19 protein-coding genes are annotated in these 19,044 nt (G+C 74.6%); 4 read left to right on the plus strand and 15 right to left on the minus strand.

From position 1 onward, the window contains the following. Positions 1 to 227 (plus strand): glycosyl hydrolase family 18 protein (locus ABT093_RS24435; protein WP_350567938.1); only part of this gene is annotated, 227 nt, incomplete at its 5' end. A 136-nt stretch (positions 228 to 363) separates the two neighbouring features. On the opposite strand, the gene yidD is transcribed toward ABT093_RS24435, so the two are convergent. From yidD to ABT093_RS24485, 10 genes are all read right to left on the minus strand, one after another. Then, entirely contained in the window at positions 364 to 963 is a 600-nt protein-coding gene (gene yidD, locus ABT093_RS24440) for a membrane protein insertion efficiency factor YidD (RefSeq protein ID WP_350567941.1), read from the minus strand. Between the two features lie 110 nt (positions 964 to 1,073). After that, positions 1,074 to 1,847, minus strand: coding sequence for a bestrophin-like domain (locus tag ABT093_RS24445; RefSeq protein WP_350567944.1), 774 nt, complete (start codon positions 1,845 to 1,847; stop codon positions 1,074 to 1,076). Between the two features lie 113 nt (positions 1,848 to 1,960). Next, a complete protein-coding gene (locus ABT093_RS24450) occupies positions 1,961 to 2,941 on the minus strand; it encodes a hypothetical protein (protein WP_350567946.1) in 981 nt (326 codons plus the stop codon). A gap of 193 nt (positions 2,942 to 3,134) precedes the next feature. After that, a complete protein-coding gene (locus ABT093_RS24455) occupies positions 3,135 to 4,547 on the minus strand; it encodes a family 2B encapsulin nanocompartment shell protein (protein WP_350567948.1) in 1,413 nt (470 codons plus the stop codon). 449 nt (positions 4,548 to 4,996) lie between these two features. After that, entirely contained in the window at positions 4,997 to 6,340 is a 1,344-nt protein-coding gene (locus ABT093_RS24460; RefSeq protein ID WP_350567951.1) for a KamA family radical SAM protein, read from the minus strand. A 70-nt stretch (positions 6,341 to 6,410) separates the two neighbouring features. Continuing rightward, complete coding sequence (locus ABT093_RS24465; RefSeq protein WP_350567954.1) at positions 6,411 to 7,520, minus strand: hypothetical protein; 1,110 nt, start codon at positions 7,518 to 7,520, stop codon at positions 6,411 to 6,413. Positions 7,521 to 7,626: 106 nt separating this feature from the next. After that, the gene (locus ABT093_RS24470) at positions 7,627 to 8,436 is read right to left on the minus strand and encodes a DUF1963 domain-containing protein (RefSeq protein WP_350567956.1); all 810 of its coding nucleotides are present in this window, start codon (positions 8,434 to 8,436) and stop codon (positions 7,627 to 7,629) included. Positions 8,437 to 8,561: 125 nt separating this feature from the next. Then, positions 8,562 to 9,071 (minus strand): hypothetical protein, encoded by a 510-nt coding sequence (locus tag ABT093_RS24475; RefSeq protein WP_350567959.1) that lies wholly within the window; start codon positions 9,069 to 9,071, stop codon positions 8,562 to 8,564. A 195-nt stretch (positions 9,072 to 9,266) separates the two neighbouring features. After that, a complete protein-coding gene (gene pdxR / locus ABT093_RS24480) occupies positions 9,267 to 10,826 on the minus strand; it encodes a MocR-like pyridoxine biosynthesis transcription factor PdxR (RefSeq protein WP_350567962.1) in 1,560 nt (519 codons plus the stop codon). Positions 10,827 to 10,919: 93 nt separating this feature from the next. After that, positions 10,920 to 11,207 carry a hypothetical protein gene (locus tag ABT093_RS24485; RefSeq protein ID WP_350567965.1) on the minus strand — a complete coding sequence of 96 codons (288 nt, stop codon included), beginning with the start codon at positions 11,205 to 11,207 and terminating at the stop codon, positions 10,920 to 10,922. 296 nt (positions 11,208 to 11,503) lie between these two features. On the opposite strand from ABT093_RS24485, the gene ABT093_RS24490 reads away from it, so the two are divergent. Beyond that, on the plus strand, positions 11,504 to 11,800 hold the full coding sequence (locus ABT093_RS24490; protein WP_350567968.1) for a chaplin family protein: 297 nt from the start codon (positions 11,504 to 11,506) through the stop codon (positions 11,798 to 11,800). Positions 11,801 to 11,932: 132 nt separating this feature from the next. Here ABT093_RS24490 and ABT093_RS24495 read toward each other — a convergent pair whose 3' ends face one another. Beyond that, a complete protein-coding gene (locus tag ABT093_RS24495; protein WP_350568188.1) occupies positions 11,933 to 12,346 on the minus strand; it encodes a universal stress protein in 414 nt (137 codons plus the stop codon). Between the two features lie 589 nt (positions 12,347 to 12,935). Between ABT093_RS24495 and ABT093_RS24500 the strand changes: the two genes are divergently transcribed. Next, positions 12,936 to 13,328, plus strand: coding sequence for a transglycosylase family protein (locus ABT093_RS24500; RefSeq protein ID WP_350567971.1), 393 nt, complete (start codon positions 12,936 to 12,938; stop codon positions 13,326 to 13,328). A 111-nt stretch (positions 13,329 to 13,439) separates the two neighbouring features. Here ABT093_RS24500 and ABT093_RS24505 read toward each other — a convergent pair whose 3' ends face one another. After that, positions 13,440 to 14,063, minus strand: a complete 624-nt coding sequence (locus ABT093_RS24505) for a pyridoxamine 5'-phosphate oxidase family protein (protein WP_350567974.1) — start codon at positions 14,061 to 14,063, stop codon at positions 13,440 to 13,442. A gap of 164 nt (positions 14,064 to 14,227) precedes the next feature. Between ABT093_RS24505 and ABT093_RS24510 the strand changes: the two genes are divergently transcribed. Next, positions 14,228 to 15,034: a DeoR/GlpR family DNA-binding transcription regulator gene (locus ABT093_RS24510; RefSeq protein WP_350567977.1), complete on the plus strand. Its 807-nt coding sequence runs from the start codon at positions 14,228 to 14,230 to the stop codon at positions 15,032 to 15,034. Positions 15,035 to 15,149: 115 nt separating this feature from the next. Here the strand turns inward: ABT093_RS24510 and ABT093_RS24515 are convergent, their stop codons facing one another. From ABT093_RS24515 to ABT093_RS24525, 3 genes are read right to left on the minus strand one after another with little or no spacing between them, the layout of a single operon-like run. Beyond that, on the minus strand, positions 15,150 to 16,211 hold the full coding sequence (locus ABT093_RS24515) for an ABC transporter permease (RefSeq protein ID WP_350567980.1): 1,062 nt from the start codon (positions 16,209 to 16,211) through the stop codon (positions 15,150 to 15,152). Continuing rightward, the gene (locus ABT093_RS24520) at positions 16,208 to 17,806 is read right to left on the minus strand and encodes a sugar ABC transporter ATP-binding protein (RefSeq protein WP_502884307.1); all 1,599 of its coding nucleotides are present in this window, start codon (positions 17,804 to 17,806) and stop codon (positions 16,208 to 16,210) included. The genes ABT093_RS24515 and ABT093_RS24520 overlap by 4 nt, the downstream gene beginning before the upstream one ends. Beyond that, positions 17,799 to 18,839, minus strand: a complete 1,041-nt coding sequence (locus ABT093_RS24525; RefSeq protein ID WP_350567982.1) for a substrate-binding domain-containing protein — start codon at positions 18,837 to 18,839, stop codon at positions 17,799 to 17,801. Before ABT093_RS24525 ends, ABT093_RS24520 begins: the two co-directional genes overlap by 8 nt. Between the last annotated feature and the right edge of the window lie 205 nt (positions 18,840 to 19,044).

The raw sequence follows: 19,044 nt of genomic DNA on the forward strand, positions 1-19,044 counted from the left end.
GGAAGGAGCTCAACCCGACCGCCGCCAACACCCACTGGGACCCGGTGACCGAGTCCTCCTGGGTGTACGACGGCACCAACTTCTGGACCGGTGACACCCCGCAGGCCGTCCAGGCCCGCGGCGCGTACGTCAAGAGCAAGGGTCTGGCCGGGATGTTCGCCTTCTCCCTGGAGAACGACGACGCCTCCGGCACCATGCTCAACGCGATGAGCGGCAGCCTGAAGTGACGTCACCGGCGTCGCCCGCCGACGTCACGTACTGACGTTCGCTCGCCGACGCCGCCCGTCGGCGTCCAGCGTCAACGGTCCCCGGGGGCCGGCCGGTCCCGCACCGGCCGGCCTCCGGCGTTCGCGGCCCGGCGGCTCAGCGCTCCGGCACCGGGTCGACGCCGCCGCCGCGACGGGCCGCGCCCGGGCGGCAGCGCAACAGCCGGCCCGCCGTCAGGCGGGCGCCGCGCAGGGCCCCGTGCCGGTGCAGCGCCTGGACGGCGTAGGTCGAGCAGGTCGGGGTGTAGGGGCAGCAGGCCGGGCGCTTCGGGCTGATCTCGGCGCGGTAGTGCCGCACCGCCCCGTACAGCACCCCGGCGGCCAGACCGCGCGGCGGGGGCGCGGCCGGGTCGCTGCCGTGCGCCGCGCGCCGCGTCCGGCCGCCGGTGAGGGCGAACCTGAGGCCGGCGGCCAGCATCACCGGGAACATCGCGATCAGGCAGGGGCCGTCGCACCCGCCACCGCCGCCTCCGCAGCCGGTGCCCCCGCCACCGCCGCCGCTGCAGCCGGTGGGGAGGCAGTCCTCCGGGTCGTTGTCCTTCTTCTTCTGCTGCCCGTGGCGGCGCAGGTAGGCCTTCCACTCCTGCTGGCGGCGCTTGCGCCTGCGCCGTTCCTCGGCCGGCAGCCACCACCAGGCGCGTCCAGGGTCCTGGGTCGTCGGGAACTGTTCGCCCTGGGCGGGCTCGTGGTGGGACAACGCTGACGATTCCTCTCGGCGCGCACGCCGGGGCCGGCCCCCAACGGCTCGATCAGACTATCGAAGGCCGCGGACCGGGGGGCCGGCCGGCAGGAGGACGGGGCGGGTGCTCAGCCGCTCCCCCCGCCCAGGGTGGGGAACAGGTCGGTGAACGTCTGGGTGGTGACCGAGACGCTGCGGCCGAAGGGGTCGTCGAAGTCCCAGATCAGGAACAGCAGGAAGGCGATCAGCGCGCTGAACGCGCCGGCCAGCAGCAGCTCCCGCACGGAGCGCCGGATCTGCAGGGCGAACACCATGCCGACGGTCACCACGGCGCCCACGATCAGGCCGAACCAGACCACGCCCGGCATGGTCGGGCCGGCGTTCTGCCCGCGCGCGTTGCGGGCGTCGTCGGCGATGCTGATCCGGTCCATGATCGGCTGGTAGGCCTGGGCCTCCAGGTCGGAGGCGGGGGTGCGGGTCGCCACGTCGGTGCGCAGCTTCTCCAGCAGCTCGGTGCCGCGCTCGGAGATCTCGCCGTGCTCGCGCATGTACGTCCACTCCACGTCCACCACGTAGGAGACGTAGGCGTCGACGTCGGCGCGGACCTTGTCCCGGAACTCCACCGGGTAGACCTGCGCCCGTTCGCTCACCTCGTGCAGCGACTGCGCCTCGCGGAAGACGTCGTCCTGGGCCACGCCGCGCGCCTCCCAGACGCCGGCGATGGCGAGGCCGAGCACGATCGCGTAGACCACGCCGATCATCATCGTCATGTACTCGATGACGTCGGGCGTCTCGTCGGTGTCCTCGTCCGCACCGGCGCGGCGGTGCCTCAGCAGCACCACCGCCACCACGACGGCGCAGGCCGCCAGCATGGCGATGGCCAGCGCCAACCACTCGGACATGGGAACTCCTTTCTCGGGCGGGGATCGACAGGGTCGATCGGAAACAGTCGAGACCGTTCGTCGGGCCGGATGCGGTCCGACGAACGGAAAGGGGAGGGGCAGGGGAGGCGGCGTCAGGAGCCGCTGGAGCCACCGGAACCGCCGGCGCCGCCCGAGCCACGGGAACCACCGCCGCCACCCCGGCCGGCCCGGCCGCGTGGGCGCAGGGCCGCCGCCGCGAGCACGGCGGGCACGGTGACGACCAGCATCGTCCGGGTCGGCGAGCTGCCGTGGTGGCGCTCCGGAGCCTGGACGGGCTGGGCCGGCGGGACGGGCCGCAGGGTCGGGGCCGGCCGCACCGGGCTGGGGGTCGGGCTCGGACTCGGCGCGGGCGCCGGGGGCGCGGGCGGCTCGGGCGCGGGCACCGGGGGCGCGGGGACCACCGGCGCGGGCGGCGGGGTCACCGCCTTCGGCGTGGGCGCGGGGGCCGGCGGGCGGGGCGACGCGGGCGGCGGGGTCGGCCGCGGCGTCGGCGTCGGCGGGGCGGGCGGCAGCGGAGCCGGGCTCGGCGGCGGGGTCGGTGCCGGGGTGGGCACCGGGGTCGGGCTGGGCGTGACGGTCGGTGTCGGCGTGGGGGTGGGGGTCGGCGTGGGGGTGGGGGTCGGCGTGGGGGTGGGGGTCGGCGTGGGGCTCGGCGTCGGCGTCCGGGTGGGGGTCGGAGTCGGCGTCGGGCTCGGAGTCGGCGACGGACAGGGGTGGTGGTGCGTCGGCGTCGGCCTGGGAGAATGCGGGTGCGGATGCGGGTGGTGCAGGATCCCGGAGACGTCGACGTCCACCCCGACCTGCACGTCCGCCTCCACCTCGACGTCCACCCCGCCCCCGCCGGCCCCGACCGCGACGTCCGCCCGGGCGGAGACGCAGGTGTGGACCACCGGCCCGTGCGGCCGCCCGCCACCGTGGGCTCCCGCCGAGCGGGCCGCGGCCGAGCCGCTCACCAGCGCGCAGAGCGCGGCCACCCCGGCGGCCGCGCCGGCCAGCCGGATCCGCCGCGCGCGGCGACCGCCGGGGACACCGGGCCCGGCGGCGACGGGCGCCGGGCGCCGGTCCGCCGTCACGGCGACCCGTCCGTCGGTATCCGCCGGGGCGGCTGGGGCTGCGGCATGGCTCCGTGCACCTCTCGTGTCGTCAGGAGGTCGGCCGCGCCGGGAAGGGGGCCGACACCCGGACGGCCCGCCGCAGGGGCGGGCCGTCCGGTATCCGGTGAAACGATCATGCGGTGGACCGGTTACGCCCGGCCCGAGCTGCGCCTCAGCGGCGCCCGTGCGCGATCTCGACGTTCTCCAGCACACCCACCGCGTCCGGCACCAGGATCGCGGCCGAGTAGTAGGCACTCACAAGGTAGGAGATGATCGCCTTCTCGTCGATGCCCATGAAGCGGACCGAGAGGCTCGGCTGGTATTCGTCCGGAATTCCGGTCTGGTGCAGGCCGATGACGCCCTGGTTGTCCTCGCCGGTCCGGATCACCAGGATCGAGCTGGTGTTCTCCTTGCTGATCGGGATCTTGTTGCACGGCAGGATCGGAACGCCGCGCCACGCCGGCACCTGCTGCCCGCCGAGGTCGACGTGGTGCGGGTAGAGCCCGCGCGCGTTCAGCTCACGGCCGATCGCCGCGATGGTCCGGGGGTGGGCGAGCAGGTAGTCGGGGTCGCGGCGGCGGTTGAGCAGCTCGTCCAGGTCGTCCGGGGTGGGCGGGCCGGAGTGGGTCTGGATCCGCTGGTCGAAGTCGGCGTTGTTGAGCAGGCCGAACTCCGGGTTGTTGACCAGCTCGTGCTCCTGGCGCTCGCGCAGGGCCTCGATGGTCAGCCGCAGCTGGTGCTCGATCTGGTTCATCGGCTGGTTGTAGAGGTCGGCGACCCGGGTGTGCACCTTGAGGATCGTCTGGGCGACGCTCAGCTCGTACTCGCGCGGCTTGAGCTCGTAGTCCACGAAGGCACCGGGGAGCTGGTACTCGCCGTGGTGGCCGGCCGACATCGCGATCTCGGCCTCGCCGCGCTCGTTCTGCGCCTGGAGCGGCAGTTCGAGGAAGGCGTCCAGGTGCTCGCGCAGCGCGGGCGAGTTGTCGCGGATCCGCTCGAAGTCCCGGCGGGGCAGCGACAGCACGGTACCGGCGGTCACCGTCTTGGCGGTGAACTCCCAGACGGCGTCCGGGTCGAGCACCGACTGCTCGCCGAAGCGGTCGCCGTCGCCGAGCACGCTGACCACCGTCTCGTCACCGTACTTGCCGGTGCCGATCTGGTTGATCTTGCCGTGCGCGATCAGGTAGATCCGGTCGGCGGGCGCGCCGCGCTCGGCCAGTACCTCGCCCGGGCCGAAGTCCCGCTGCTCGCAGCGGTCGGCCAGCGCGGCGAGCACCTCGTCGTCCTCGAAGCCCCGCAGCAGCGCCAGTTCGCCGAGCTCCTGGGGGATGACCCGGACCTCGGAACCGGTCTTGATGAACTCGATCCGGCCGTCGCCGACGGTGTAGGTCAGCCGGCGGTTGACCCGGTAGGCGCCACCGGCGGCCTGCACCCAGGGCAGCACCTTGAGCAGCCAGCGGGAGGTGATCTCCTGCATCTGCGGTGCGGACTTGGTGGTCGTGGCAAGGTTGCGGGCAGCGGCCGTCGTCAGGCTGGACTGCGGGGCCACCTGCGGTGTCTCCGGGCTCGTCGTCTCCACGGACATCGGCAGGGTCTCCTTCGTGTTCGGGTCACGCCGACCCGTCGTGCGGCCGGCGGCAGCCGGGAGCTCGGTTTCGACGGATCATCAGATACGCGTATCGATGGGAGTGTTGGAGGCCTCTGCGATGCGGTGCGGTCCGCTCGGGCGATCCATCGAAACCCTAGATCACCAAGGCCCCGGCGGCCTCGCACGGCAGCCGAGCGCCCCCCGATAGGGTGAATCTCTCCGAGCGGAAGGTTTGAATCCGAGGATCACGGCTCACCAGGACCGCTCATTTATGCGTACACACATCGCCCGGACGTGGGAACGATGCACCCCATCCGAACAGAGGACCGCGAAAGCCCGCGCCCCGACCGGCGGGGCACCGGCTCGTCAAACATCCGTTCGAGCTTCGAACACAGTTCGATCGGGGCCCCGACCGAGCCTCGACCGGGCCCCGACCGGCGTCCGGATCAGACCAGGGCCGGCTCCCCGGCGAACCGCAGCCCGGCGCCGAACCAGGGTCGCCGCTCGAACGAGGCCGGCCTCAACTGGTCGAACCAGGTGGCCCGTTCGTCGTACCGGGCGAAGAACGGCAGACCCACCCGGTCCGCCTCACGGGCCTGCAGGAAGCGGCAGACGAAGACCCGCTCGCCGGCGATCTCGGCCACCCCGTCCACGCAGACCTTCCCCGGGCCGGCCGACATCACCGGCCCGCGCGCCGTCCGCTCCAGGCCCGACACCTGGCGCACCGCGTCCCGGTAGATCCCCACCGCCCGCGCCAGCGGCACCTCGAAGTAGGAGCTGGCCCCGGTGTCCCGCTCGACGAACAGGTAGTACGGCACGATGCCCAGGCCGACCATGTCCCGCCAGAGCCCCGCCCACACCGCCGGATCGTCGTTGACGTGCCGGATCAGCGGCGCCTGCGCCCGGATCACCGCGCCGGTCGACCGGATGCGCGCGACAGCCGCCCGCACCGCCTCCCCGGCCAGTTCGCGCGGATGGCTGAGGTGCGCCATCACCGCCACCTGCCGGCCGGCGGCGACCGCGCGTTCGAACAGCCGCAGCAGGTCGTCGGCGTCGGCGTCGGTGGTGAAGCGGTGCGGCCACCAGGCCAGCGCCTTGGTGCCCAGCCGGATCGTGCGCAGATGCTCGGTACCGGGGCCGAGCAGCGGCTCGACGTAGCCGGCCAGCCGGGCGGTGGACATGATCAGCGGATCGCCGCCGGTGATCAGCACGTCGGAGACCTCGTGGTGGGCGCGCAGGTAGTCCAGCGCGGTCGCCGGGCCCGGCAGGCTCTGCCGCAGGTCCGGCTCGCCGACGAACTGCGCCCAGCGGAAGCAGTAGCCGCAGTAGGCGTGGCAGCTCTGCCCCTGCGCGGGGAAGAGCAGCACCGTCTCCCGGTACTTGTGCTGCAGCCCCGGGACCGGGCGGCCGTGGAGCTGGGGGATGTTCTCCTCCAACTGCCCGCCCGGGTGCGGGTTGAGCGCCCGCCGGGCGGCGGCGACCGCCTCCGCCAGCCGCTCGCGCGGGGCGCCCGCGGCGAGCAGCGCGGAGATCCCGTCGAAGATCTCCGGCGGGAGCATGTCCCGGTGCGGGAAGGTCAGGCGGTACATCGGATCGTCGGGGACGCGCTCCCAGTCGATCAGCTCGTCCAGCACGTGGTTGTTCACCTTGAACGGCAGGACGGACGCGACCACCGCGATCTCGTGCCGCAGCCGTTCGTCCGCCCCGGCGAGCTGCGGCAGCCCGGCCAGACGGTGGCCGGGGATCGCGCGCAGCTTCGGCCGGCGGCCGCCCGCGGGGTCGTCGTTCACGCCCTGGTCTTGTACGGTTCGCACCCGTGTCACCCTTCTCCCGGCCGCTCCCCGCGGCCCTGTGCGCAGCCTAACCTTCGTGCCGTGACTGCACGTCAGGGGGCTTCGGGGAGGCGGTGGTTGAACCATTGCCCCCCTCCGGGGACCGCTCCCGGTGCGGGTGCGGGGAGCGCCGGCGGGCGATCCACCAGATCGTGCTCACCACGACCGAGAGGCCGGCCAGCACCAGGGCCAGCGCCGGCCAGCGGCTGTCGGCCAGCCGCACGTCGGCGACCAGCAGCACCACCACCCCCGCGACCGGGATCAGCAGCGCGAACAGGACCCGGCCGATGGCGGCCGCCATCCCGGCGTCGCCCCGCTCCCGGCGGCGGCCGGGCCAGTCGGTCGGGTGCCCGCCGAAGTGGTGGGCGAGCGCGCGGGCGGCCAGCCGGTCGGTGGCCCGGTTGTAGGAGAACGCCATGTAGGGGAGCCAGATCAGCGGGGCGACGGTGCCCACCAGGAGCGCGAGGGCGAGCAGCCCCCACTCCCCCGCCGTCCGCCACCGGGAGGGCGGCGGGACGACGCCCTCGCTGGTCAGCCCGAGCAGGCGGGCCATCCGCCAGACCAGTGCGCCGAACCCCCGGAACCGGCCGAGGCGGCCGCTGCGGTCGGTGGGCGGCGGGCCGGCCGCGATGGCCCGCTCGGCGCTGCCGAGGTCGGGGTGGGCCCCCTGGAGGACGAGCAGCTCGGGGGCGCGGGCCCGGTCGGTGGGGTCCTTGCCGGCGATGGCGGCGAGCTCCAGCAGCAGTTGCCCCTGGGCCAGCAGCGCGACGCAGAAGGCGAACGGGGCCATCCAGAGGAAGGGGCCGCCGACGAAGGCACCCTCGTTCTGGCTGACCCGGCGGGCGCGGTCGACGACCTGCCGGGCCAGGTCGCGATCGGCGGCTTCCGGGTGGGCCGCCCGCAGCGCCTCGACCCTGCGGGCGGCGCGCGGACCGCGGTGGCGCACGGCGAAGACGGCGAGCAGCTCCGGCATCCGGGCCGGGTGGGCGCGCATCGAGCGCATCAGCTCGGCGACCGGGGCACCGTCGACGTCCCCCGGCTGCCCGGGCTGCTCCGAATGCCCGGGTTCCGGGTCCGTCCCGGCGTCCGTCCCGGGGTCCGGCTCTTTCCCGGGGTCCGGCTCTGTCGTTGGGGCCACGTCCGTCCCACCGCTCCGCCGCTCGCTCCGGCCTCGCCCGGGCCGGCGGCCGACGACTCGCCCGGGCCTCCTCCCAGCGTAGGACCCGCCTTCCCGGTCCCGCCTGTCAGGCGATCGCGAAGCCGTGCCGGACCTGGTCGAAGCGGCCGGCGGCGAGGTCCTCGTGGGTGATCCAGAAGGAGACGTTGACGCATTCGCCCCAGTCGGCGTCCAGCACGCCGCTCTCGACCTGGAGCAGCGGGCGGTGGCCCTCGGGGCGGCCGGTGTCGGTGTCGCACCAGCCGAGCACCCGGACGGCGGGGTGGGGCAGCTGCTCGGCGAGGTCCTGGGACAGGTCGAGGGCGATCAGGAAGTCGTCGGGGAAGACCCGCTCCAGCTCGCGGTCCTGGTAGGAGGGCGCGGACAGGGCCCGGGCGGCCCGGACCGGGACGGCCGGGAGGGCGGGTGTGCCCCGCTCGGCGGCCGGCGCGGGCCGCGGCGGCGCGCCGGCGGGCAGGTGCAGGACGCGGCAGCCGCGGCCGGTGAAGTCGGAGAGCCACTCGTCGTGGAAGAAGAGCAGCAGTCCGTCGGCGGGCAGCGGCCAGCCGCCGCCGTCCGGCCCGTCGGCCCGGAAGGCCGCGGCGAGGGCGGCGCAGTCGAGCTGGGCGAGCAGTTGCATCGGGCGGCCGGCGAACTCCGGCCAGGCGGCGTCCGCCGGCAGCGCGGGCAGCCCGCCGAGCCGTCCGACGGCCTCGCCGTCCGGGAGCGGATCCGGCACGGGGTCGAGGACGAGGGAGGAGCGGAACAGACGGTGGACCAGGGGTGCCAGCCGCGCGCCCGCCCGGGCGCGGATCAGCTCCGCGACCTCGCCGGGTATCGGCGGTACGCCCTCGCCGGGGGCGGTCACGGGGGTGTCGGTGGTCACGGGTTCGGCCATGCGCCCAGCCTGTCACGAGGGTCCGACAACGGCCGGGCCGCAGCGGCGAAGGCCCCGTCAGGTGCCGCCGCGGGGGCGGCCGGCACCTGACGGGGGGGCGGCGGACGGGACGGGGGTGCGGATCGTCAGGAGCAGACGACCTCGTTGCCGGCGACGTTGAAGATGCCGGAGTCGTTGGCGGTGCCGTTCGCGTACTCGTAGTAGAGGTACGTGTAGAAGTCGATCCGCGCGCCGTTGCCGCAGACCGAGTCGGTGCCGATGGTGTAGGTCAGCGTGACCGTGGTGGTGGCGCCGGCGGCGACCGGCACGGAGTGGTGGACCAGGCCGCTGGTGGCGCCGGTGTCACAGGCGGTGACGTTGCCGCCGCAGGAGGAGAAGCCGTACTTCAGGCCGGTGTTCAGGGTGGTGCCGTAGGTCGGCTGGATGGACTCGTAGACGAACTGGGCGGCGGTGTCGTGCGGGTTGGTCAGGGTGAGCGTCAGGGTGACGTCGGAGCCCGGGGTCGCGGTCGTCTTGTCGACCGAGACGGACAGCAGCGGGGTGCCGGCGTGGGCGGGGGTCGCCGACAGCAGCAGGGCGACGAGGAAGGCGAGGATCGCGGGCAGGCCGAAACGGCTCAGGAATGAAGTGCGCATGACCAGTGAGCGTAGGCCGCCGCCGGTGCGCCGGTGGCGGGCTCCGCTGCGGTCCGTACCGGCATATGACAGCCGAGCGGACGCCGGGGCCATTACCTTCCGGTTCCCCGCGCGGCGGGGCGGCCGGAGCCCTACCCTCCGCCCCGCCCGGCCGCGGCCGTCCGGCGCCGGACGGCGGGCTCCCGGAGCCGCCCCTCAGAGCGGTGCCGGCAGGATCTCGCAGAGCGCCTCCAGCGCCGCCGGGTAGGCGTGGTCGGGCGGGGTCGCGTATCCGACCACCAGGCCGTCCACCGCCGGCATCGTCTCCGGCGCGAGCAGCGGGTGCCGGAAGTCCGCCAGCCCGTCCAGGGCCAGCCCCCGGTAGGCGGCGGCCTTGAGCACCGAGCGCTCGGTGCCGGGTGCGAGCCGGAGCACCGCGTGCAGTCCGGCCGCGATCCCGGTGACCTCGATGTGCGGGGCCCGCTCGGCCAGGGCGGCGACCAGCCGGTCCCGGCGTTCGCGGTAGCGGCGGCGCATCCGCCGCACGTGCCGGTCGTAGCCGCCCGAGTCGACGAACTCCGCCAGGGTCAGCTGGTCCAGCGCGCTCGCCCAGCCCTCGCGCTCCCCCTTGGCCGCGAGCACCCGGTCCACCAGGTGGTCGGGCAGCACCATCCAGCCGAGCCGTAGGGCAGGGCTGAGGCTCTTGCTGGCCGTACCGAGGTAGACCACCCGCTCCGGGTCCAGGCCCTGGACCGCGCCGACCGGCTGCCGGTCGTAGCGGAACTCGCCGTCGTAGTCGTCCTCGAGGAGGAGCCCGCCGCGACGGCGCGCCCAGTCGACCACGGCCGCCCGGCGGCCGGCGTGCAGCGGTCCCCCGGTCGGGAACTGGTGGGCGGGGGTGAGCAGCGCCGTCCGGACCTCGGGGTGGTGCGCCAGGGCGCCCACCCGCGCGCCGTGCTCGTCGAGCGGGAGCGGGACGGCGGCGACCCCGGCGGCGGCCAGCAGGCCCCGGTGGAAGGCCAGTCCGTAGCCCTCGACGGCGAGCGGGCCGGGCGCCGGGAGCGCCGCGCGCGGGCCGTCGAACAGCAGGCGCAGCGCGTGGGCGAAGCCGGAGCAGACCACGATCCGGTCCGGGTCGGTCCGCACCCCGCGGGCCCGGGCGAGGTAGTCGGCGAGCACCTCGCGCAGTTCGCGCCGGCCCTGCGGGTCGCCGGGCCCGAACGCCTCGTTGGGCGCGGCGGTGAGCGCCCGGCGCCCGGCGGCGAGCCAGGCGGTGCGCGGGAAGGCGGCGGCGTCGGGCTGTCCCTGGCGCAGGTCGTGGGCGGGGCGCGGTGGGCGCGAGGAGCGGCGGGCGCGGTTGGCGGCTACGGGGTCGGCCCGTTCGGCGACGGCGGTGCCCGAGCCCTGGCGCGCGGTGAGCCAGCCCTCGGCGACGAGTTCGGCGTAGGCGTCGGCGGCGGTGTTGCGGGCGATGCCGAGGTCGGCGGCGAGTGTGCGGTAGGGCGGCAGCCGGGTGCCGGGGGCGAGCCGGCCGCTGCGGATCGCCTCGCGCAGGGCGGCCATCAGGGCGGCGCGGCGGCTGCCGGTGGCGGGCAGGTCGAGGTGCAGGTCGGCGCCGGACGGGCCCGCGTCGGAGCGGGTGGCGGCGGCGGCGTTCACGTCGTCCGTCCGGCGGCCGGGCCGGTGGGCCGGCCGGGCGGCGGGTCTCGTCCCCTCGCCCGTTCCTGCGGGGCGGCGGCGGGGTGTCCGGGGCGGATCGACCGAGGTGTCCGTCATGGTCGTGCACCCTATCGCCGGGCCCGTGCGGGCCCCGGGGCCGGGCCTGCCGCCCCGGGGCCTTCGGTCCGTGGGTCACGGCCGTTCACCTGCTCAGTCGATGCGGACCGAGTCGACGATGTACGTGCGCACGTCGTTGCGGGTCCGTTCGGCGAGCGCCGAGTCGGTGGAGTAGGCGCTGACGGACAGCCAGATGTTGCCGGACTGCGGGACGCAGACGATCGTGCAGATGACGTCCGAGGTGCCGCCGATGACCTGGTAGTCGCCGTCGCCCGCGAGGTCCCAGACCTGGAAGCCCTGGCGCAGCAGCGCGGTCTGGGCCAGGCCGAGGCAGTCGGCGAGGGTGTCGTTCTTGGTGAAGGTGCCCCAGTGTACGTACATGCGGGTCTCCCGTTCGTGCCGTGGCGGGGGGCGGCGGGACGGCCGGGGCCGCTCGGTCCGGGCCGTCGCCGTGCATCGAGGGTCGGGGAGCGGCGGTCCCGGGCGCACGGGGCCGGGGTCCCGTTCCGGCCCGGTTCGCGCCCGGGACACGCGGTCACCCGCCGAGCCGGCCCGCCACGGGGGTGGGCCGGGCGGGTGACGGCGCTCCTGCATCGGTGTGCGCTTAGGACTGCGATCGGGTGATCCGATGGTCGGATTATGTCGTCCTCAGCGTGTCGGCTGGCTATTCCTTCGGCATGACCAACACCAGGAAGTACCTGCTCGCCGCCGGTCTCAGCGCCGCGCTGGCGGTCCTCTCCGCCGGCCCCGCCTTCGCGGGCGACTGCGAGGAGTACGGACACCAGGAGCCCGCGCACCACGCCCCCACGGCCCCCTCCTACGGAGGTGGCGGCGGCACCACCTGTATCAACGAGGGCGGCGCCTACGCGAACGGCGTGGTGACCGGTTCGCCGGGCGTGCTCTCCGGCAACCAGATCCAGATCCCGATCAGCATCCCGATCAACGTCTGCGGCAACAGCCTGTCCATCCTCTGACCGACGGCCGTCCGCGCGCGGGCCCCGTGCCGGCGCTCCCTCCGTACCGCCGAGGGCTGCGGTTCCGGGTCTCCCCCGGGCCGCAGCCCTCTCTCCTTTTCCCCTCCGGCTCCCCCTCTCCCCTCGGGGCGTCTACGGGACCACCGTGACCGGCCAGCGGCCCGCCTTGACCAGCCGGACCGCGACCGAGCCGATCACCCGGTGCCCGGCCTGCTCCGAGGCACCGACCACCACGCCGTCGGCCCGCAGCTCGTCCGCCAGCCGCGCCAGCCCCGTGTACGGGTCGCCGCGCACGGTCAGGAACCGCCAGTCCACCCGCCAGACGTCGCGCAGCCGGTGCTCGGCCTCGCGGAGCGCGGTGAGCAGTTCCTCGGCGATCTCCTGGGTGGTCTCCTGGACGGCCGCGCCGGCCAGTGCCGTGGCCGCGCCCAGTATCGGCTGGATGTAGGCGACCGCCAGGGTGGCGTTCTGCCGGCGGGCCAGGCCCGCCGCGTAGGCGGTGGCGCGCCAGGAGGAGTCCGAGCCGTCCAGCCCCGCCAGGATCATCCGGGGGCCGTCGGTGCCCAGCTCGAACCCGGCCGGAGCGACCGCCGCGCCCGGTTCCCCGCCCTCGGAGGCCGCCTCGTCCCGCTCCGCATCACTCTCGTTCGTCATGGCCCGAGGCTATGACGGACACGGCCGGTGACGGCCCTCGGCACGGCGGGTGACGGCTGTGGCCGGGGCCACCCGGAGCGCCGGCGCCGGGCCGCCGGAGGGGCCGATTCGTGCACGGCGCGCCGAGCGCCCGTCACTCGCCGTCGACCGTGTGCGCGGCCTCACAGGGCCCCGGAAGTGGCGCGGGCCACTTTCCCCAGAGGTTTGATCTTGAAAATCGGGACATTTGCCTTCAAATCCACCCATTTTCTTGATCCTTACGACCGGTAACCCCGCTCTGACGTGGCTAAACCTGCGATTCCTTGAAACGCCCCCAGAGCCCCCGTAACTTCGAAGTCGTTGCACCGAGCAAGCCGCTCACGAGGGCCACCGCCCCGGAGCGTGCACGGTGCCGGACCACGCGAGTGACGTGTCCCCGAAACCGACGGCCTTCCGAGGGCCTGGTTCCGCGCGCTCGCAGACCCTCTCCGAAAGGAAACCCATGACCTTCCGTAACGAGACCGCCGCTGCCACCACCACCGCCACCAAGCGTCGCAACCGCGTCCGGATGGCTCTGATGGCCGGGGCGCTCACCGCCCTGCCCGTGGCCGGCCTCGTCGCGGCGAACGGCGCCTCCGCCGCGCCGGTCTCCGTGTGGGACAAGGTCGCCCAGTGCGAGGCGACCGGGAACTGGGCCATCAACTCCGGCAACGGCTTCTACGGCGGTCTGCAGTTCACCTCCAGCACCTGGGCCGCCTTCGGTGGCACCGCCTACGCCCCGCAGGCCCACCAGGCCACCAAGGCGCAGCAGATCGCCGTCGGCGAGAAGGTCCTGGCCGCGCAGGGCCCCGGCGCCTGGCCGGTGTGCTCCGTCAAGGCCGGTCTGAGCAAGTAGGACCCCTCCGCCCCCACCCCCCGGGGCACCACGACAACGCCGCTGCACCCGGCCGGGCCCACGAAGGGCCGGTCGGCGTCCAGCGGCGTCGTGCGTTTTCCGCGCGGCTCCTCAGCCGACGGGTCCGGGGCGGGCGGGTCCGGGGCGGGCGGGTCCGGGGCGGGCGGGCAGCGGCAGCGGGATCGCCGGCAGGCCGTCGAGGCTGGTGGCCACGTGCGGCTTGCGCTCGCAGTAGCCGCTGAACTCCTGGTCCGTCTGGCGGCCGAAGTACTGCGCGTGCAGGTCCCGGTCCTCCCGGTAGTCCATCAGCGGGACGGCGAAGCCGCAGGAGTCGCCGACCCGCACGGCCGTCACCAGGACGATCGCGCGCAGCGAGGGCCCGTCCGCCGCCGGGTCGAAGCGCGCCAGCAGCCCGGCGAAGCGCGGGTCGTCGCGGAACACCGCCTCGCCCCGGCCGTGCACCCGCACGATCTTCGGCGGGCCCTCGAACGCGCACCACATCAGGGTGATCCGCCCGTTCTCCCGCACATGGGCCACCGTCTCCGCCCCCGAGCCGCCGAAGTCGAGGTAGGCCAGGGTGCGTTCGTCGAGCACGGCGAGCGTCCCGGAACGGCCCTTGGGCGAGACGTTGACGTGCCCGTCGGCGGCGAGCGGCGCGGTCGCCACGAAGAAGACGGGCTGGGCCTCGATGAACGCGCGCAGGCGGTCGTCGATCTTCTCGTAGGTCTTTCCCATGGGGCGATTCTGCCCCCGCACGGCCCGCGGAGAGATCGGCTTCCGGCATCCGGGACGCCCGCCCTGCCGCGGCGGCCGGCCCGGCGGAGCCGGCCAGTATCCTTGACGGACTCGCGGACCGTCCGGTCCTGGGCGGCGCGGCGGCATGTGAGGGGAGCGGGGCGGTGGCGGACAACGGACTGCTGGCCCATCAGCGGCAGGCGATGATCGCCGAGACGGTGCGCCGCAGCGGGGCCGTGCGCGTCGCCGACCTGGTCGAGCAACTGGGCGTCTCCGACATGACCGTGCGCCGCGACCTCGACGCCCTGGAGCGCGCGGGTGTGGTGAAGAAGGTGCACGGCGGGGCCGTCGCGGCCTCGGGCACCGCCATCGACGAGCCGGGGTTCGAGGCGAAGTCGGCCCTGGAGTCGGCCGCCAAGGCCGCCGTGGCCGAGGCCGCCGCCACCCTGGTCGAGCCGGGCAGCGTGGTCGCCGTCGCGGCGGGCACCACCGCGTACGCGGTCGCCGCCCGGCTGCTGCACGTACCGCGGCTCACCGTCGTCACCAACTCGCTGCCGGTCGCGGACCTGATCCGCTCGACCGGCGACGAGCCGGGGGCGGGCGCGCCCACGCTGCTGCTGACCGGCGGCTCGCCCACGCCGTCGGCGGCGCTGGTCGGCCCGCTGGCCGACCAGGCGATCCGCTCGCTCCACGTCGACCTGCTGTTCCTCGGGGCCCACGGGGTCAGCGAGAAGGCCGGCCTGACCACGCCCAACCTCGCCGAGGCGCAGACCAACCGGGCGCTCATCACCTCCGCGCGCCGGGTCGCCGTGGTGGCCGACCACACCAAGTGGGACGTGGTGGCCCTCAGCGGGTTCGCCGCGCTCGACGAGATCGACGTGTTCGTCACCGACTCCGGGCTGGGCGCCCCGGCCCGCACCGTCCTGTCGGAGACCGTCGGGGAGCTGGTCGTCGCGCCGGCCGCGGACTGACGCGGGGCGGGGCTGACGCGGGGCACGGCCCCGGAGCGTCGAGGTCCCGCTCTCGGCCCCCTCCCGGCTCGGCGCGCCGGAGCGGTGGTCGGGCGCCGGGCCGGCCGGCGCCCGCTCACCCCGGTAGGCCGACCGCGCGGTCGCCGGAGCGGGACTGCTGGACGACCACGGCCACCACCAGGAGGGAGCCCTGGGCGACGTTCTGCCAGAAGGCGTTGATGCCCTGGACGGTGAGCCCGTTCTCCAGCGCCCCGAGCAGGGCGACGGCCAGCAGGGTGCCGCCGATGCCGCCCCGGCCGCCCTTGAGGGCGCAGCCGCCGAGCGCGGCGGCGGTGATCGCCTTGAGCTCCAGGCCCTCGCTGCCGGAGACCGGCTGGCCGGAGCCGGTGCGGGCGGTGAGCAGGATGCCGGCGAGCGCGGCGACCGCGCCGATCAGGGCGTAGACGGCGACCAGGTACTTGTTGATCGCGATGCCGGCCAGCCGGGCGGCGGTGTCGTTGCCGCCGATCGCGTAGAGGTTGCGGCCGATGTCGGTGTAGGTGAGCAGGACGTGCACGGCGAGCGCGACGATGATCAGGATCCAGACCATCACCGGCAGTCCGGCGATCCGGCCCCGGCCGAGGAAGACGAACACCGGGTCGCCGAGGACGTAGCCCTGCGCCCGCCCGTCCGAGACGAGCTGGGCGATGCCCTTGTAGGCGGCGAGGCCGGCCAGGGTGGCGATGGTGGCGTTGACCCGGCCGCGCACGATGACCAGGCCGTTGACGATGCCGACCAGGATGCCGACGGCCACCGCGGCGGCCGTTCCGGCGATCGCGCTGGAGCCGGCCGAGGTGAAGGCCATGGCGCTGACCACCGACGCCAGGCCGGCCTGCGAGCCGACCGAGATGTCCAGGCCGCCGCAGATGATCACGACCGTCTGGACGACGGCGAGCAGGCCGGTGATGGTCGCGGCCTCGGCGATCACCTGGAGGTTGGTCCAGCCGAGGTAGTTGTCGTCCAGCAGGCCGAAGACGGTGAGGACCAGCGCGAGGGCGCCGAGCAGGCTGAGGTTCTGGCCGCCGATGCCGGCGAGCAGGGCGAGCGGGCGGCCGCCCCTGCGGGCGCGGCCGGAGCCGGACCCCGGGCCGCCGGGACCGGGCCGGCCGACGGCGGGCGGGGTGGTGGCGCTGGTCATGTGGGTGCTCCCGGGGAGGTCGGGCCGGCGGGCGCGCCGGCCGCGGTGATGTCGTCGGCCATGGCGAGCTGCAGGACGGCCTCCTCGGTGGCCTCGGCGCGGTCGAGTTCGCCGGTGACCCGTCCGTTCTGCAGCACGACGATCCGGTCGGCCAGGCCCAGGAGTTCGGGCAGCTCGGAGGAGATCACCAGCAGCGCGACGCCCTCCTCGGCCAGGTCGGCGACGATCCGGTGGATCTCGGCCTTGGCGCCGACGTCGATGCCGCGGGTCGGTTCGTCGAGGATCAGCAGCTTGGGCCGGCGGGCCAGCCAGCGGGCGAGCACCACCTTCTGCTGGTTGCCGCCGGAGAGCTTGCGGACCTCGTGCTCGATCGAGGGGGCGCGCACCCGCAGCCGGTCGGTGTACGCGCGGGCCAGGTCGCGTTCGGCGCCGCGCCGCACGAAGCGCCAGCGGCGCAGCCGTTCCAGGACGGCGACCGAGGTGTTGTCGCGGATCGAGCGGTGCAGGAAGAGGGCCTGGGCCTTGCGCTCCTCGGGGGCGAGGCCCAGGCCGGCGCGGATCACCCGGCCGGGGCTGCCGACGGGCAGCGGCTGCCCGTCCAGGGTCACGGTGCCGGAGCGCACCGGAAGGTCCCCGGCGAGCGCCAGGGCGAGCTCCGAGCGCCCGGCGCCGATCAGTCCGGCCAGGCCGACGACCTCCCCGGCGCGGACGGTCAGGTCGACGTCGCGGACGTGGTCGGTGGTGAGGCCGCGGGCTCGCAGCACCACGCGGTCGGTGGCCACGTCGCCGCGGACGAACACGGCGGACAGGTCGCGGCCGACCATCTGCCGCACGAGGTCGCCCTCGGTGGTGCCGCGGGCGTCCTGGACGCCGGCCAGCTCGCCGTCGCGCAGGACGGCGATCCGGTCGGCGAGCCGGAAGATCTCCCGCATCCGGTGCGAGACGTAGACCACCGCGATGCCCTGGGCGCGCAGCCGGCCGATGAGCGCGAAGAGGGTGTCGGCCTCGTGCTCGGACAGCGAGGAGGTGGGCTCGTCGAAGGCGATCAGCTTGGCCTCGCCGGTCAGCGCGCGCATGATCTCGACCAGTTGGCGCTGGGCGGCGGTGAGCCGGGAGCCGGGGAGGTCGGGGTCGAGGACGCCCGCGAAGCCGAGCCGCTCCAGGTCCGCGGTGATCCGGCGGCGCAGCGCGGCGCGGTCCAGCCGGCGGCCCCGGCCGGTGGGCAGGGCGCCGGCGTAGACGTTCTCGGCGACCGAGACGTGCGGGACGATCTCGGGTTCCTGCGGGACGATGCGGATGCCGAGGGCGCGGGCCTGCGCCGGGGAGCGCAGTTCGACGGGGCGGCCGTCGAGCAGGACGTGGCCCTCGGTGGGCCGGTGGTCGCCGGTGAGGATCTTCAGCAGGGTGGACTTGCCGGCGCCGTTCTCGCCCATCAGCGCGGTGACCGCGCCGCGGGGGAAGTCGAGGGTGACGCCGCTCAGGGCCCGGACGGCGCCGAAGGCCTTGGTGACGGCCACCACGCCGGTGCCGCCGGGCGGGGGCGGTGCCCCGGCCGGCTCCACGGCGGCCGGCCGCCCGGTGGCCCGGTCAGCCACAGGTGACTCCCGCGCTCTGCCAGGTGGCGGCGTCGACCATGGTGGTGCGCGCGAGCAGCTCCGCCGGAAGTTCCTTACCGTTCTTGAGCTTGTCGTACATGGTCTGGACGGCGAGCGCGCCGACCTCCTTGCCGTTGATGAACAGCGCGGCGCGCATGCCGGTCGGCTTGCCCGAGCCCCAGTCCTTGCAGGCGAGGTAGGCGCCGAGGCCGATGCCGATCACGTCGTTCGCGCCGACGCCGGCGTTCTGCAGCGCGGTGACGCCGCCGTGCACGTTCTCGTCGTTGCAGCCCCACACCACCCAGTGCTTGACGCCCGCGTTGGCGGTGACGGTCGCGGCGACCTTGTCCTGGGCGCCGGTGGGGGTGTTGTCGGTGGCGACCTCGATGGTCCGCACGCCGGGGACGGCCGCGTCGAAGGCCTCCTTCGCCGCCTTGACGCGGTCCCCGCAGACGGTGACGTCCTGTTTCCAGGCGGCGATGACCCGGGTGTCGGCCGCCGTCCAGCCGGCCTTGGTGTACTCCTCGGCGGCGCGCTTGCCGACCTCGGCGCCCATCTGGGCACCGCTGAAGCCGATCCGCGGCACCAGGTCGGCCTTGGCGCAGGCCGCCGGGTCTGGGCCGGTGGCGCAGACCTGGTCGTCGGAGGTGAGCAGGGCGATCCCGGCGTCCCGGACGGTGCGCACGACCTGCGGTCCGACGGCCGGGTCGGGGACGACGACGATCACGCCGTTGGTCTTGCGGGCGACGGCCGCCTGGACCTCGCTGACCGTCTTGTTGGCGTCGCTGCCGAGGTTCACCACCTTGAGGTCGATGCCGAGTTCGGCGGCCTTGGCCTTCGCCCCGGCGGCCTCGCCGATGAAGTACTCCTGGTCCCCCTGCTTCTGCAGGTAGGTGATCGAGATCTTCCCCTCGACGGGCGCCACCGACGCGTTGCCGGTGGTCGTCTCCTGTCCGTCGGAACACGCGGCGGTCAGGCCGAGGGCCAGCAGGAGGGAGCCGGCCGCGGCGCGGCGGCGGGTGCTTCTGGTCATGGCGGGGACCGCTCCTCATCAAGCAGAACCAAACAGATTTCAACGCGGGGTGAAATATCACACCCGTGCCTGATGAGCCGTCAAGACCCTTGCAACAGAACGGCACTCTTGAGTGTCGGCTCCAGCCATGGCTATGCTGCGTTGCTTTCTGTTTGAAAAAGAGACAGAAAGCATCAGCGCTACTCCCCTTCACCAGCGAACCTCA

The sequence above is a fragment of the Kitasatospora sp. NPDC002551 genome, assembly GCF_040296005.1.
Classification (GTDB): domain Bacteria; phylum Actinomycetota; class Actinomycetes; order Streptomycetales; family Streptomycetaceae; genus Kitasatospora.

What these genes read in the sequence shown, in the direction of transcription:
- ABT093_RS24445 (WP_350567944.1), bottom strand. Translation starts at nt 1,847, where the DNA reads ATGTCCGAGTGGTTGGCGCTGGCCATCGCCATGCTGGCGGCCTGCGCC.
- ABT093_RS24525 (WP_350567982.1), bottom strand. Translation starts at nt 18,839, where the DNA reads ATGACCAGAAGCACCCGCCGCCGCGCCGCGGCCGGCTCCCTCCTGCTG.
- ABT093_RS24495 (WP_350568188.1), bottom strand. Translation starts at nt 12,346, where the DNA reads ATGATCCTGGCGGGGCTGGACGGCTCGGACTCCTCCTGGCGCGCCACC.
- ABT093_RS24490 (WP_350567968.1), top strand. Translation starts at nt 11,504, where the DNA reads ATGACCAACACCAGGAAGTACCTGCTCGCCGCCGGTCTCAGCGCCGCG.
- ABT093_RS24475 (WP_350567959.1), bottom strand. Translation starts at nt 9,071, where the DNA reads ATGCGCACTTCATTCCTGAGCCGTTTCGGCCTGCCCGCGATCCTCGCC.
- ABT093_RS24485 (WP_350567965.1), bottom strand. Translation starts at nt 11,207, where the DNA reads ATGTACGTACACTGGGGCACCTTCACCAAGAACGACACCCTCGCCGAC.
- pdxR (WP_350567962.1), bottom strand. Translation starts at nt 10,826, where the DNA reads ATGACGGACACCTCGGTCGATCCGCCCCGGACACCCCGCCGCCGCCCC.
- ABT093_RS24505 (WP_350567974.1), bottom strand. Translation starts at nt 14,063, where the DNA reads ATGGGAAAGACCTACGAGAAGATCGACGACCGCCTGCGCGCGTTCATC.
- ABT093_RS24500 (WP_350567971.1), top strand. Translation starts at nt 12,936, where the DNA reads ATGACCTTCCGTAACGAGACCGCCGCTGCCACCACCACCGCCACCAAG.
- ABT093_RS24470 (WP_350567956.1), bottom strand. Translation starts at nt 8,436, where the DNA reads ATGGCCGAACCCGTGACCACCGACACCCCCGTGACCGCCCCCGGCGAG.
- ABT093_RS24515 (WP_350567980.1), bottom strand. Translation starts at nt 16,211, where the DNA reads ATGACCAGCGCCACCACCCCGCCCGCCGTCGGCCGGCCCGGTCCCGGC.
- ABT093_RS24455 (WP_350567948.1), bottom strand. Translation starts at nt 4,547, where the DNA reads ATGTCCGTGGAGACGACGAGCCCGGAGACACCGCAGGTGGCCCCGCAG.